Consider the following 13,728-nt stretch of genomic DNA (forward strand, 5'->3'; position numbering starts at 1 on the left):
GTGGAAATGGACCGGATGTTGTTGATGGGAAAGAAGTCTCACCTGCTGATGTCGCTCGCCTTGGTCGCTACCTTGATCACAGGCTGTTCCAGCACCAAACCCAAGGTACCCGACGAACCGCCGGAGACCCTGTACCAGAAAGCACGCCTCAAACTGGACGTTGGCAATTACGTGCAAGCCACTGAATTGCTGGAGGCTTTGGACTCTCGCTACCCGTTCGGCGCCTACTCCAACCAGGTGCAGCTTGACCTCATCTATGCCTACTACAAGCAGGATGATACCGCTCAGGCGATCGCCAATATCGACCGTTTTATCCGCCTCAATCCGGCGCACAAGAACATCGATTACGTCTTCTACATGCGCGGCCTGACCAACATGGCGGCGGATTACAACTTCTTCCAGAGCCTCTTTGGCATCTCCCGCGATGACAAAGACCCGGCCTATGCCCGCCAGGCATTCCAGGACTTCAAGACCCTGTTGCAGAACTACCCCAACAGCGTCTATGCCGCCGATGCCCGTGCCCGCATGATTGGTCTGAAGAACCGTCTGGCCAAATATGACCTGAGCGTCGCCGAGTACTACGTGAAGCGCGATGCACTGGTCGCGGCTGCCAACCGGGCCAAGCTGATTGTCGAAACCTACCCCGACACAGCCGAAACCGAAAAAGCGCTGGAGATCATGGTCGAGTCTTACGACTCCCTGAAGATGCCGGAGCTGGCCAAGCATGCTCGCGAAGTGCTGGCCAAGAACTACCCGGAAAACCGCCTCGCCCGCAGCTGAGTGCGAATAAACCGGTAACACTAAAAAACCGATGCCAAGGCATCGGTTTTTTTATATCTGCAATCAGCCCAGCTGGGGAAAAACCGTCATCAATAGCGGTAGTGAAGCCCCACACCGCGGGCATCCCCCTGCATGGCAACCGGCGCTACCACCACATTGCGCGATAGTGGTGTCGTAAACAGATAGCTAATCCCGGTCGCGATGGCCGCTCCGGAGATGATATCGCGCCAGTAGTGCTGCTCGGCATTCTCTCTCGACCAGCCCACAGCACCGGCCGCAATGTACGCCGGCAACCCGTAGTGCCAGCCATAACGGATCTGCAGATAGCTGGCGCCGCTGAATGCCGCCGCCGTATGGCCGGAGGGAAAACTCTGGCCAGAGCCGGATGGTCGCTCTGCATCTATGGTGAACTTCATCCCCTGCACCAGCGCCGTGGTGGTGGCAAAAGAGTAACCGAACTGCTTCAGCCCCTCGATATCATCCTCCCCCCATGAGATGAGTGCCGCCGCCACCGGAATCACGACCTGGCCGATATCGCCATAGGTTTCAAAACCACTGCCGGCGTGGCCGGCAGGAACCTTGAGCAGGAAAAGTGGAACAATTACCAAACGTACATACTGCGTCATCCGACAATCCTGAAGTGGAAATAAATAGATCAATGGCACTGCTCTGCGGCAACCAGCGTCAGCAGCTGCCCCTTGTCCGAACGAAGCGAGGTCTGTGCCAGCAGCTGATAGGGGATCCCCTCCAGCAGATTTGCTATCTCCTGCGCCGTACCGTTGACCAGCACCGCATCAAATCTGGCATCGTGACAGGCAAGCACATTCCTCACCCCCTTCCCGTCCAGATTCACTACCTGCATCTCTTCATAGACAGAGAGCAGACCGAGCTCGGTTTCCCCCAGCCGCCAGCCGGCGATGCGATCCCGCGTCTCGAGCGGTATCCCCTCCAGCAGATGGGTCATCTTGCCCGAAACCCCCTTGGCGGCATCGATCAGCGGGTAGACCAGCGCAAAAGTGAGCAGAAACATGATGGCCACCGAGCTGGTGACATGAATGGCGCCATGTACCTCCTTGCGCCGCAACAATAGCTCCAGCGCCATCACGAACAGGATGATGGCGGGAATGTAACGCCACCCCAGCTTGCTGGCGGCTTGCTGTACTTCTGCCGGAATCTGGCTGGCAAACGGCAGCGGCAGACCCAGCAGAGGGAGCGCAATGATGACAACGCAAAACAGCAGCATGAAGTAGAGCCACCCCCGACCATAACGGGCAGTCCACACCGGCCAGCTCAGACTGACCTGACCCAGCATGATGGCAAATACCGGCAATAGCGGGAAAAGATAGAGAGTTCGCTTGGTCGAAGAGATTGTTAACAATAAAAGGGTTCCCAGCGCCCAGCACAGCAAAAATAACCTCTCACGGCTCAACTCCCGCTGTTTCACCGTTTGCCAGCCCCAATAAAAAATGAATGGCAACCATGGGATGGTATATTCCACCATGCCCCACAAATAATAGAGGTAGGCACCTTTCTTGATATGACCCAGTTCGGTCGAAGTGCCGGTAAGACGGCCAACCTGATTCTGCCAGAACCACTCATGCCACAAGGCATCGCCATCAGCATGATTAATTAGCTCACGAACCCAGGCTGCGATTGGCAATATAAAAAACAACAACACCAGCAAGTGTTGGAATATAAAAACGGGAACACTTTTCTCGTTTACTGCTTTGCGGGCAGCAAAGAGAAAAAGGGGCAACCAGCCGAAAAATACCGTCAACGGCCCGATCGGCCCTTTTGCCATAAAACAGCCAGCCAGACCCAGCCCGGCAATAATCGCCATCAAGTTGCGATGCGCCAGATAATATTCGGCGAATGCCCAGAGGGTAAATACGACAAAGAAGGCGAGCGCACTGTCCGTCCTGATCCAGTGCGTATTGATAATGAATCCCTCCATGGTGCCCAGCGCGATGACCGACCAGAGTGCCGCCGACCTGTTGCCAAGCAGGCGATAGGCCAGCAGGCCGGTGAAGAGCAGCATGCCTGCCGCCCAGACCACGCCCGCCAAACGCAGGGTGTTGGTTATCCCCAGCCAGGATGCAAACCCATCAAAAAACGGCAGAGCGGCCATGTAGAAGAGCGGCGGCTTCTCGATAAAGCTGCGCCCGCCCAAGGTCGGCACCACCCAGTCACCACTGCGGTACATTTCGAGCGCAATGGCCGCTTCGCGGGGCTCATCAGGCGTCCAGAGCTGATGATCAAACTGGCCAAACAGCAGCACCAGAGTCACCAGCAGCAACATCCAGCCGAGCTTGCGCCCCGAGATTTCAGGGCGTGGCATGGCTCATTCCTTCTGCAATGGTCTCCCCGCGTCCGATGGCGTAGTAGGAGAAGCCCTGGCTTTTCATCTTGTGCGGGTCATAGAGATTGCGACCGTCGATGATGAGCGGCATGGCCAGCATCTTCTTGAGCTGGGCAAAGTCAGGCGCTTTGAACTCGTTCCACTCGGTGCAGATGACCAGTGCATCGGCCCCCGCCAGCGCGGCCTCCTTGGTGCCCATCAGCGACAGCTCGGGCTGGCAACCATAGATGCGCTGCGCCTCCTTCATCGCCACCGGGTCAAAGGCCTGTACCCGCGCCCCCTCCTGCCACAGCGCCTCCATCAGCACCCGACTCGGCGCTTCGCGCATGTCATCGGTATTGGGTTTGAAGGCGAGCCCCCAGATGGCGATGGTCTTGCCCGCCAGCGACTCGCCCCGCTCTTGAAAGTGAGTGGCCAGCGTATCGAAGAGCTTGAACTTCTGCCGCTCGTTGACCCGCTCCACCGCTCGGATGAGCGGCGTGTCGTAGTCGAGCGCCGCGGCTGTCGCCAGAAACGCCCTCACATCCTTGGGAAAACAGGAGCCGCCATAGCCGCAACCGGGATAGATAAACTGGTAGCCAATGCGCTGATCGGCACCGATCCCCTGCCGCACCAGCTCGATATCGGCACCAACCCGCTCGGCCAGCCCGGCAATCTCGTTGATAAAGCTGATCTTGGTAGCCAGCATGCAGTTGGCGGCGTACTTGGTCAGCTCGGCACTGCGCACGTCCATGAACAGAATGCGGTCGTGATTGCGGTTGAAGGGTTCGTACAGCTCGCGCATCACGGCTCTGGAGCGCTCCCTGCCGGTGCCGATGACGATGCGATCCGGACGCTGGCAATCACGGACGGCCGCCCCCTCTTTGAGAAACTCGGGATTGGAGACCACATCGAACTCGAACTGCTTGCCAAGCTCGGCTTGCAGCTCCCTGACCCAGTGGAATACCTTGTCTGCCGTACCAACCGGCACAGTGGATTTGTTGACGATGATCACCTCGTCGACACGATGTTGGGCAATCGACCTCGCCACCGCCCTGACGGCGCTCAGATCGGCCGAACCATCCTCATCAGGGGGCGTACCGACGGCGATGAATTGCACGTCACCGTGGGTAACCGCCATGGATATATCCGTGGTGAATTTCAGCGAGCCATTTTGTAGCGTCTGATGCAGCAATGAATCCAGCCCGGGTTCATAAATAGGTAATTCGCCACGGGACAACCGACTTATTTTTTCTGCATCAAGATCAATACAAACAACCTGATGGCCGACATCGGCCAATACAATTGCCTGTACCAGGCCGACATAGCCACTGCCAAAAACGGTGATATTCATAACGACTATTCCATAATGCGTAATGCTGGAAACTTTACATCCTTTCCCCAATTGCACTACGGGCAATTTGTAACAAGCAATTTCAATACTGAATGACATTGCAACTATTCAGCAATGGCCAATAAATCGAGTAACAACACTAAAGATAAGTGGCTAAACACCAATTCAAAATAAAACCAAGCAATATTTTGTTACGAGATATTTCCAGATTTGGTTATCCATAAAAACTCCAGCAATTGTTACCAAGTGTTGCTGTGCGCTTGAATAAAAACTCGCTATTCAGCTACTTTCAAAAATATATCGAGCGATATAGATATCTGCGCCATGCATATTTCCAGTGAAAATCGGCAGTACCGGTTTTCATCGCCATTTGATCTCTTGCGACATTAAGACTGGAGTCGTATGAAAAACTTTCTGCCATTCTCGAAACCCGCCATGAGCGAGGCCGAGATCAACGCCGTCAGCGAGGTTCTGCAATCAGGGTGGATCACCACAGGCCCGAAAAATCATGAGCTGGAGCAGCGCTTCTGCGAGACCTTTGGCTGCCAGCATGCGGTAGCGCTCTGCTCCGCAACGGCCGGTATGCATGTCACCCTGATGGCGCTGGGGATTGGCCCGGGTGACGAGGTGATCACCCCCTCCCAGACCTGGGTCTCCACCATCAACATCATCACCCTGCTGGGGGCCACCCCCGTCTTTGTCGATGTGGACAGGGATACCCTGATGGTCAGCGCCGGGCAGATAGCGCCGCTCATCACCCCCAACACCCGGGCCATCATCCCGGTTCACTACGCCGGGGCACCGGTCGACCTCGACCCTATCCTCGCCCTGGGTCGCCAGCACGATATTCCGGTCATCGAAGATGCCGCCCATGCGGTCGGCACCCGCTATCGCGCCCGCTGGATCGGCGAGACCGGCACCGCCATCTTCTCCTTCCACGCCATCAAGAACCTCACCTGTGCCGAAGGGGGCATGCTGGTGACCGATGACAAGGCGCTGGCCGACAAGGTGCGGATGCTGAAATTCCACGGTCTGGGGGTCGATGCCTTCGACCGGATGACGCTGGGCCGCAAGCCGCAGGCCGAGGTGATCATGCCGGGCTTCAAGTACAACCTGGCCGACATCAACGCCGCCATCGCGCTGGTGCAGCTGGCCCGCCTGCCCGAGCTCAACGCCCGGCGCGCCATCCTGGTTGCCCGCTATCGTGAGCTGCTGGAGGGATTGCCGTTCGAACCGCTCGCCATCCCCGATTATGCCCATCTGCATGCCTGGCATCTCTTCATGGTGCGGGTCGATCCGGCCCGTTGCGGCCTCGATCGCGATCAACTGATGCAGGCGCTGCAGGAGCGCGGCATCGGCACCGGCCTGCACTTCAAGGCGGCCCATACCCAGAAGTACTACCGGGAGAGCTACCCGGCGCTCTCGCTGCCCAATACCGAGTGGAACTCGTCACGGCTCTGCACCCTGCCCCTCTTCCCCGACATGACGCTCTCCGACGTGGATCGGGTCGTGGCAGCCCTGACCGACATACTGGAGTAACGACACGTGAACCATAACGATATCAAGCGGGTCTCCGTCATCATCCCCGTCTACAACGAGGAGGAGAGCCTGCCCGAGCTGCTGCGGCGCGTCACCGAATCCTGCGAGCAGCTGAGTCAGGATTACGAGGTGATCCTGATCGACGATGGCAGCCGCGACCGCTCCGCCGCCATCATCAGCGAGGCAGCTGCCCGCGAAGGGAGCAAGCTGGTCGCTGTGCTGCTCAACCGCAACTATGGCCAGCATGCCGCCATCATGGCCGGTTTCGAGACCGCCAAAGGGGATCTGGTGATCACCCTGGATGCCGACCTGCAGAACCCGCCGGAAGAGATCCCGCGGCTGGTCGCCACCGCCATGGAAGGGTACGACGTGGTCGGCACCATCCGCCGCAACCGGCAGGACTCATGGTTTCGCAAGACGGCCTCGCGCTTTATCAACAAGTCGGTTCAGCGGGCGACCGGCGTCCAGATGAGCGACTACGGCTGCATGCTGCGCGCCTATCGCCGCCACATCATCGACGCCATGCTCTGTTGTCAGGAGCGCAGCACCTTCATCCCCATTCTGGCCAACAGCTTTGCCCGCCGCACCACCGAACTGGAGGTGGGCCACGCCGAGCGCGCCCACGGCGAATCCAAATATGGCCTGATGCATCTCATCAACCTGATGTACGACCTGGTCACCTGCATGACCACGGCCCCGCTGCGCCTGCTCAGCATCGTTGGCAGCGTGGTGGCGGGGATCGGCTTCACCTTCTCGATCCTGCTGATCCTGCTGCGCCTGCTGATGGGCGCCGACTGGGCAGCAGACGGCGTCTTCACCCTGTTTGCCATTCTCTTCACCTTTGTCGGCGTGCAGCTGATCGGGATGGGGCTGCTGGGTGAGTACATCGGCCGCATGTACACCGATGTGCGTGCCCGCCCCCGCTACTTCATTCACCAAATCGTTCGCTCCACCCCGGATGCTTCGCAACAGGAAACTCAATCATGAACGTTGTCGTCTTTGCCTATCACGATATCGGCTGCACCGGTATCGAGTCCCTGCTTCAGGCCGGCTATCAGATCCAGGCGGTCTTTACCCACGCCGACGATCCGGGCGAGAACCGCTTCTTCGACTCGGTCGCCCAGCTCTGTGCCGAGCACGATCTGCCGGTCTTCTCCCCCGAAGATGTGAACCATCCGCTCTGGATTGAGCGCATTCGCGAACTGGCCCCCGAGGCCATCTTCTCCTTCTACTACCGCAACATGCTCAAGCAGGAGATCCTCGATATCCCGACCGTCGGGGCCTTCAACCTGCACGGCTCCCTGCTGCCCGCCTATCGCGGCCGCGCGCCCATCAACTGGTGTCTGGTCAACGGCGAGACCGAGACCGGCATCACCCTGCACCGGATGACGGCCAAACCCGATGCCGGCGATATCGTCGCCCAGCAGGCGGTGGCCATTGCCGACGACGACACCGCGCTGACCCTGCATGGCAAGGTGCGTCAGGCTGCCCATGCCCTGCTGGAAGGTGAACTGGTCAAACTCAAGCGTGGGGAGAGCCGCTTCACCCCGCAGGACGAGAGCAAGGCGAGCTACTATGGCCGCCGCACCCCGGCCGATGGCGAGCTGCACTGGCACCGCCCGGCCCGCGAGCTCAACAATCTGGTACGCGCCGTCACCCAGCCCTATCCGGGGGCCTTCAGCTTTGCCGGCGATCGCAAGCTGACGGTCTGGAAGTCGCAGCCGCTGGCGATCCAGAGCGACCAGCAGCCGGGCACCATTCTCTCCCACGACCCGCTGCGCGTGGCTTGTGGTGAAGGAGTGCTGGAGATCCTGGCCGGTCAGGCCGAAGGGGGGCTCTATGTGCGCGGCGCCCAGCTGGCCCGCGAACTGGGGCTGGTCGAAGGCATGAAGATCGGCACCAAGGCGAGCAATGCCCTGCGCAAGGCGCGCCTGACCCGGGTGCTGATCCTCGGCGTCAACGGCTTTATCGGCAACCACCTCACCGAGCGTCTGCTCAAGGATGGCGGCTACGAAGTGTATGGCCTCGACATCGGCTCCAGCGCCGTGGATCGCTTCATCGGCCACCCCAACTTCCACTTCGTGGAGGGGGACATCAGCATTCATACCGAGTGGATCGAGTATCACATCAAGAAGTGCGACGTGATCCTGCCGCTGGTGGCCATCGCCACCCCCATCGAGTACACCCGTAACCCGCTGCGCGTGTTCGAGCTCGATTTCGAGGAGAACCTCAAGATCGTCCGCTACTGCGTCAAGTACAACAAGCGCATCATCTTCCCCTCCACCTCAGAGGTGTACGGGATGTGTGACGATCACAGCTTCGACGAGGATGAATCCCGCCTCATCGTCGGCCCCATCAACAAGCAGCGCTGGATCTACTCCGTCTCCAAACAGCTGCTGGATCGGGTCATCTGGGCCTACGGCAAGAAAGAGGGGCTCAACTTCACCCTGTTCCGCCCCTTCAACTGGATGGGGCCGCGCCTCGACAGTCTGGACTCTGCCCGCATCGGCAGCTCCCGCGCCATCACCCAGCTCATTCTCAATCTGGTGGACGGTACCCCGATCCAGCTGGTGGATGGCGGCGCCCAGAAGCGCTGCTTCACCGATATCGAGGATGGCATCGAAGCCCTGTTCCGCATCGTCGAGAACAAAAACGATCGCTGCAACGGCCAGATCATCAACATCGGCAACCCGGACAACGAGGCGAGCATTCGCGAGATGGCGGAGGTGCTGCTCGCCAAGTTCGATGCCCACCCGCTGCGCGACCACTTCCCGCCGTTCGCCGGCTTCAAGCTGGTGGAGAGCAAGTCCTTCTACGGCGACGGCTATCAGGATGTCTCCCACCGTCGTCCGAGCATCCGCAATGCCCGCAAGCTGATCGACTGGGAACCGACCATCGAGATGGAAGAGACCATCGGCAAGACGCTGGACTTCTTCCTGCAAGGGGCGGTCACCACAGGAGTCGAGCATGACTGAAGTGGGTCTGCGGATCGACGTCGATACCTTCAGGGGGACCCGTGACGGGGTTCCCCGCCTGCTGCAACTGCTCGACCGGCATCAGGTGAAGGGGAGTTTTTTCTTCTCGGTCGGTCCCGACAACATGGGGCGCCACCTGTGGCGCCTGCTCAAGCCCCGCTTCCTGCTCAAGATGCTGCGTTCCAACGCAGCATCCCTGTATGGGCTCGATATCCTGCTGGCCGGCACCGCCTGGCCCGGCAAGCCTATCGGCAGAGAGCTGGGTTCCCTGATGCGCGACACCGACAGCGCCCGCCACGAGGTGGGGCTGCACGCCTGGGATCACCACGGCTGGCAGGCCAACACCGGTCGCTGGAACGAGGCCGAGCTGATCCGCCAGACCCGGCTCGGAGTCGATGCCCTGAGCGAGATCCTGGGGCACGCGGTGGATTGCTCCGCCGCCGCCGGCTGGCGAGCCGATCCGCTCACCACCCAAGCCAAGGAGCAGTTCGGCTTTCGCTACAACAGCGACTGCCGCGGCTGCGGCCTGTTCCGCCCCATTCTGGAGGATGGACGGCCCGGCACCCCGCAGATCCCGGTCAACCTGCCCACCTTCGACGAGGTGGTGGGGCATCAGGTGACGGTCGACGGTTTCAACCACTTCCTGCTGGAGCAGCTGACCGCGACACCGCAACCGGGGCCCCATGTCTACACCATCCACGCCGAGGTGGAGGGGATCGTCATGGCGGATCAGTTCGATGCCCTGCTCAGCGAAGCCAAAGCGCGTGGTATCCGTTTTGTCCCCCTTGGCGAGCTGCTCCCGTCCGACCCGACTCAACTACCGACCGGTCACCTGCTGCGCGGCACCCTGCCGGGACGCGAAGGGTGGCTCGGCTGCAAGGCAGCCCCATGAACCAGCTCACCAGATTGCAACCGAGGATCTCATGAAGATGACCCGATGGGCCCTGCCCCTTTTCTTTCTGCTCTTTTACCTGCTGCCGCTCAACCAGCGGATGCTGTGGAGCCCGGACGAAAACCGTTACGCCGAAATCAGCCGGGAGATGGTCACCACGGGTGACTGGGTGGTGCCCCACTTCCTCGGCCTGCGCTACTTCGAGAAACCCATCGCCGGTTACTGGTTCAACAGCCTCAGCCAGCTGATGTTCGGCGAGAGCAACTTTGCCGTCCGCTTCGCCTCGGCCGCCTCGACCGGGCTGAGCGCGTTGCTGGTCTTCTGGTTTACCCTCCAGCTCTGGCAGTGCCGGCGCAAGGCGTGGTTCGCCAGCCTCATCTATCTCTCGACCCTGATCGTCTACGGCATCGGCACCTACAGCGTGCTGGACGCCATGGTGACCCTCTGGCTCAACGCCGCCATGGTGAGCTTCTACCTCATCCGGCAGGAGGGGCCGCCCGGCCGCAGGATGGCGGGCTATCTGCTGTTTGGTCTCGCCTGCGGCATGGGCTTCCTCACCAAGGGCTTTATCGCGCTGGCGGTACCGGTGATCGTGCTGGTCCCATATATGCTGACCCAGGGACGCCTGCTCGAACTGGTGCGCTTCGGGCCGCTGGCCATCCTGAGTGCAGTCCTGCTGGCCGCCCCCTGGGCCATCGCCATTCATCAGCGAGAGCCGGACTTCTGGCACTACTTCTTCTGGATTGAGCACATCCAGCGCTTCGCCTCGGAAGATGCCCAGCACAAGTCCCCCTTCTGGTACTACCTGCCGATGGGACTGCTCGGCACCCTGCCCTGGCTGGGGCTGCTGCCGGGCGCACTGAAGCAGGGGTGGCAGGAGCGCAAGGTCGGCCCGCAGACTCTCTATCTGCTGGCCTGGCTGGTACTGCCCTTTATCTTCTTCAGCATCGCCAAGGGCAAGCTGCTCACCTATATCCTGCCCTGCTTCGCCCCGCTGGCCATCCTGCTCGCCAACAGCGCGGTCAATGCCCTCAGGGATGGTCGCGATCAGCCATTTCGCCTCAACGCCTGGATCAACGGCCTGTTCGGTCTCATATGCGTAGGGGTGCTGGCGGTACTGGCCTTCTCGCCCCAACATGCGGTCTACGGCCGCTACGAGATGGGCAAGCTGGCCATTGCCATGTCGATCTTCGCCAGCTGGTCGCTGCTCGGCTTTATCCAGCTGGTGGCACCCGTCCGCAGCTGGCAGCTGAGCGCCCTCTGCCCCATGGTGTTGGCCGTAGCCCTGCCGCTGGCGCTGCCGTTATCGCTGGTGGACTCCAAACTGCCGGAGCACTTCATCAAGGCCAACCGGGAGATCCTGATGGAATCCCACACCCTGCTGGCCAACGAGGTGGGTGCCGCGTCCTCCATCGCCTGGGAGACCAAGCGCAGCGAGGTCAACCTGTTCGACAGCATGGGCGAGCTGAGATATGGCCTTGGCTATCCGCAGGGCAAGGGGCGCTATGTCACGCAAGAGGAGTTCCCGAACTGGCTGGCACAGGCTCGCCAGGAGGGGCAAGTCGCCCTGCTGCTGCGCACCGATGATGACGAGGAGATCGCTGCGCTGCCCCCGGCAGACCAGACCATCCGCAGCCACCGCTTCACCCTGCTCGTCTACCACGGGAATCGCTGATGGATATCCTGCTCCTCCTGCTGGTCAGCCTCCTCACCAGTGCGGGCCAGATGTTGCAAAAGCGGGCGGTCATCAGCTGGCAACGCACGCCGCACGGCCACTGGCAGAAGCTCGCCTCTCCCTGGCTGCTGGGGAGCATTGCAGCCCTTGGCTGCGGCATGCTGCTCTGGATCTACCTGTTGCAGCGGCTGCCGCTGAGCATGGCCTACCCCATGCTCAGCCTCAATCTGGTGCTGGTGCTGCTCGGCTCGCACCTCTTTTTCCGCGAACCGGTGAGCAGCCGCAACTGGCTGGGGGCTGCCGCCATCATTGTCGGCGCCCTGCTGCTGGGAGGTCTGCTATGAAGGGTTATCTCTATGTACTGGGCAGCATAGTGCTGGTTACAGTGGCGCAGCTCTGCATGAAGTGGGGGGCGATAAGCCTCCCTGAGTGGCAAGCCGATCCCGCCGTGATGCTGGCTCACCCCCTGCCGCTCCTCACCATCGTCATCGGCATCCTCTGCTACGGGCTGTCGCTGCTCTGCTGGCTGGCGGCGCTGCACTCCACCCCGCTCAATATCGCCTACCCGTTGCTCAGCACCAGTTACGGGCTGGTCTATCTGCTGGCGGTAAGCATGCCGGCCTTTGCCGAACCGCTGGTGGCGAGCAAGGCGGCAGGCGTTGCGCTTATCTTCTTCGGCGCCGTGCTGGTCGGCAGCAAACCGGCGACAGGCAAGCCGGAGCGACAATATCCCCCAGCCGATCCCTAAGGCAGCTTTAAACAAAAAGAAGAGGCGGCACCCTGTGCCGCCTCTTCTCATTTTCCGCATGGTCAGCGCCTGTTACTTCGCGACGTTGCCAGCCACGTTCAGGGCATCCCAGGTGCGGGAGAAGGGTGGCGCGTAGGCAAAGTCCAGCATGCCGAGCTGCTCGGTGGTCACTCCCATGGTGATGGCCACCGCCAGCGCGTCGATGCGGTGTACCGCCCCCTTGCGACCGAGGATCTGGCCACCCAGCAGCCGCTTGCTGCCCGCCTCGTAGACCAGCTTGACGTGAATGTCGGACTGACCCGGGCAGTAGTTGGTGTGGCACTTGTCCTTGATCACCACGGTGCGATAGTCGATCCCCATCGCCTTGGCTTCCTGCTCGGAGAGGCCGGTACGGCCCGCCTCCAGCCCCAGCACCTTGAGTGCCGCAGAGCCGAGGGTGCCCGGGAACTCCTGCTCGGCACCCGCCAGATTCTCGCCTACCATGCGCCCCAGCTTGTTGGCGATGGTGGCGAGCGGCACATAGACCTGCTGCTGCTTCACGGCGTGCCAGACGCTGGCACAGTCACCGGCCGACCAGACGTTGGCCAGCGAGCTGCGCCCCTGACGATCCACCTTGATGGCGCCGTTGCCGAGCCGCTCGATGCCGGTATCGGCCAGAAACTCGGTGTTGGGCTTGACCCCGGTACAGACCACCACGATATCGGCCTCGTACTCGCCCTGGCTGGTACGCACGCCGGTCACCCGGCCATCCCCCTGCAGCGCTTCGACCCGCTCACCAAGATGGAGAGAGACTCCCTGCTCGCGCAGCTCGGTTTCGATGTGCTGGGTGATCTCGCCATCAAACGCATCGGGGATGACCCGATCCGCCAGCTCGATGAGACGCACCTCTTTGCCCTGATGTACCAGCGCCTCGACCACTTCCAACCCGATAAAGCCGGAACCGATCACCACGGCGCGGCGATTCTTCTTGTCTTGTACCGCAGCTTTGAGCGCCAGTCCGTCGGCCATCCGGCGCAGACCGAATACCCCCTCCTGCTGCAAGCCGGGGATGGGTGGCATCACTTCGCGGGCGCCGGTGGCGATCATCAGCCGATCGTAGCGATCGGTGAAGGTGTCGCCGTTGTGCTCGACTGTCAGCGTCTGCGCGGCAGCATCCAGACTCAGCACCCGGTGGCCAATCTTGACCTCGATCCCCTTGGCAGCGAACTGCTCCGGGGTGAACTCGGCCATGTAGCCGGGCTCCTGAAACTCGTCGCCGACGAAGTAGGGCAGGCCGCAGGCACCGAAGGAGATCACCTCGGATGCCTCATACACCACGATCTTGGCCTCTTTGACCAGTCGACGCGCCTTGGCGGCCGCACTCATACCGGCGGCTTCGCCACCGATGATCACGATTCTCATAGTTGCTCCTGTCAATGACGCAGGGA

At 60.9% G+C, this 13,728-nt stretch carries 12 protein-coding genes; 8 read left to right on the forward strand and 4 right to left on the reverse strand.

Features of this window, described 5'->3' with window-relative positions; genetic code table 11:
• Positions 1 to 24 precede the first annotated feature (24 nt).
• Positions 25 to 780: an outer membrane protein assembly factor BamD gene (locus I6L40_RS01010; RefSeq protein ID WP_124242093.1), complete on the forward strand. Its 756-nt coding sequence runs from the start codon at positions 25 to 27 to the stop codon at positions 778 to 780.
• 89 nt (positions 781 to 869) lie between these two features.
• Here the strand turns inward: I6L40_RS01010 and I6L40_RS01015 are convergent, their stop codons facing one another.
• From I6L40_RS01015 to I6L40_RS01025, 3 genes are read right to left on the reverse strand one after another with little or no spacing between them, the layout of a single operon-like run.
• Positions 870 to 1,406, reverse strand: a complete 537-nt coding sequence (locus tag I6L40_RS01015; protein ID WP_216994870.1) for a phosphatase PAP2 family protein — start codon at positions 1,404 to 1,406, stop codon at positions 870 to 872.
• Positions 1,407 to 1,435: 29 nt separating this feature from the next.
• Positions 1,436 to 3,118, reverse strand: coding sequence for a glycosyltransferase family 39 protein (locus I6L40_RS01020; protein WP_216994871.1), 1,683 nt, complete (start codon positions 3,116 to 3,118; stop codon positions 1,436 to 1,438).
• Positions 3,105 to 4,472: a UDP-glucose/GDP-mannose dehydrogenase family protein gene (locus tag I6L40_RS01025; protein ID WP_216994872.1), complete on the reverse strand. Its 1,368-nt coding sequence runs from the start codon at positions 4,470 to 4,472 to the stop codon at positions 3,105 to 3,107. The genes I6L40_RS01020 and I6L40_RS01025 overlap by 14 nt, the downstream gene beginning before the upstream one ends.
• A 402-nt stretch (positions 4,473 to 4,874) precedes the next feature.
• On the opposite strand from I6L40_RS01025, the gene arnB reads away from it, so the two are divergent.
• From arnB to arnF, 7 genes are read left to right on the forward strand one after another with little or no spacing between them, the layout of a single operon-like run.
• Complete coding sequence (gene arnB, locus I6L40_RS01030) at positions 4,875 to 6,011, forward strand: UDP-4-amino-4-deoxy-L-arabinose aminotransferase (protein WP_216994873.1); 1,137 nt, start codon at positions 4,875 to 4,877, stop codon at positions 6,009 to 6,011.
• Between the two features lie 6 nt (positions 6,012 to 6,017).
• The gene (gene arnC, locus I6L40_RS01035) at positions 6,018 to 6,998 is read left to right on the forward strand and encodes an undecaprenyl-phosphate 4-deoxy-4-formamido-L-arabinose transferase (RefSeq protein WP_185228112.1); all 981 of its coding nucleotides are present in this window, start codon (positions 6,018 to 6,020) and stop codon (positions 6,996 to 6,998) included.
• Positions 6,995 to 8,986: a bifunctional UDP-4-amino-4-deoxy-L-arabinose formyltransferase/UDP-glucuronic acid oxidase ArnA gene (gene arnA, locus I6L40_RS01040; protein WP_216994874.1), complete on the forward strand. Its 1,992-nt coding sequence runs from the start codon at positions 6,995 to 6,997 to the stop codon at positions 8,984 to 8,986. The genes arnC and arnA overlap by 4 nt, the downstream gene beginning before the upstream one ends.
• Entirely contained in the window at positions 8,979 to 9,878 is a 900-nt protein-coding gene (gene arnD, locus I6L40_RS01045) for a 4-deoxy-4-formamido-L-arabinose-phosphoundecaprenol deformylase (protein ID WP_216994875.1), read from the forward strand. The genes arnA and arnD overlap by 8 nt, the downstream gene beginning before the upstream one ends.
• Before the next feature lie 31 nt (positions 9,879 to 9,909).
• Positions 9,910 to 11,553 (forward strand): lipid IV(A) 4-amino-4-deoxy-L-arabinosyltransferase, encoded by a 1,644-nt coding sequence (gene arnT, locus I6L40_RS01050; RefSeq protein WP_216994876.1) that lies wholly within the window; start codon positions 9,910 to 9,912, stop codon positions 11,551 to 11,553.
• Entirely contained in the window at positions 11,553 to 11,897 is a 345-nt protein-coding gene (locus tag I6L40_RS01055; protein WP_216994877.1) for an EamA family transporter, read from the forward strand. Before arnT ends, I6L40_RS01055 begins: the two co-directional genes overlap by 1 nt.
• Complete coding sequence (gene arnF / locus I6L40_RS01060; protein ID WP_216994878.1) at positions 11,894 to 12,301, forward strand: 4-amino-4-deoxy-L-arabinose-phosphoundecaprenol flippase subunit ArnF; 408 nt, start codon at positions 11,894 to 11,896, stop codon at positions 12,299 to 12,301. The genes I6L40_RS01055 and arnF overlap by 4 nt, the downstream gene beginning before the upstream one ends.
• A gap of 72 nt (positions 12,302 to 12,373) precedes the next feature.
• Here arnF and I6L40_RS01065 read toward each other — a convergent pair whose 3' ends face one another.
• Positions 12,374 to 13,702, reverse strand: coding sequence for a CoA-disulfide reductase (locus I6L40_RS01065; RefSeq protein WP_216994879.1), 1,329 nt, complete (start codon positions 13,700 to 13,702; stop codon positions 12,374 to 12,376).
• Positions 13,703 to 13,728: the final 26 nt, after the last annotated feature.

It is taken from the genome of Aeromonas sp. FDAARGOS 1410 (assembly GCF_019048745.1).
Classification (GTDB): domain Bacteria; phylum Pseudomonadota; class Gammaproteobacteria; order Enterobacterales; family Aeromonadaceae; genus Aeromonas; species Aeromonas jandaei.

Bases quoted from the DNA above. Each gene is read 5' to 3' on its own strand.
- I6L40_RS01010 (WP_124242093.1), top strand. From the start codon at position 25: ATGGGAAAGAAGTCTCACCTGCTGATGTCGCTCGCCTTGGTCGCTACC.
- I6L40_RS01015 (WP_216994870.1), bottom strand. From the start codon at position 1,406: ATGACGCAGTATGTACGTTTGGTAATTGTTCCACTTTTCCTGCTCAAG.
- I6L40_RS01020 (WP_216994871.1), bottom strand. From the start codon at position 3,118: ATGCCACGCCCTGAAATCTCGGGGCGCAAGCTCGGCTGGATGTTGCTG.
- I6L40_RS01025 (WP_216994872.1), bottom strand. From the start codon at position 4,472: ATGAATATCACCGTTTTTGGCAGTGGCTATGTCGGCCTGGTACAGGCA.
- arnB (WP_216994873.1), top strand. From the start codon at position 4,875: ATGAAAAACTTTCTGCCATTCTCGAAACCCGCCATGAGCGAGGCCGAG.
- arnA (WP_216994874.1), top strand. From the start codon at position 6,995: ATGAACGTTGTCGTCTTTGCCTATCACGATATCGGCTGCACCGGTATC.
- arnD (WP_216994875.1), top strand. From the start codon at position 8,979: ATGACTGAAGTGGGTCTGCGGATCGACGTCGATACCTTCAGGGGGACC.
- arnT (WP_216994876.1), top strand. From the start codon at position 9,910: ATGAAGATGACCCGATGGGCCCTGCCCCTTTTCTTTCTGCTCTTTTAC.
- I6L40_RS01055 (WP_216994877.1), top strand. From the start codon at position 11,553: ATGGATATCCTGCTCCTCCTGCTGGTCAGCCTCCTCACCAGTGCGGGC.
- arnF (WP_216994878.1), top strand. From the start codon at position 11,894: ATGAAGGGTTATCTCTATGTACTGGGCAGCATAGTGCTGGTTACAGTG.
- I6L40_RS01065 (WP_216994879.1), bottom strand. From the start codon at position 13,702: ATGAGAATCGTGATCATCGGTGGCGAAGCCGCCGGTATGAGTGCGGCC.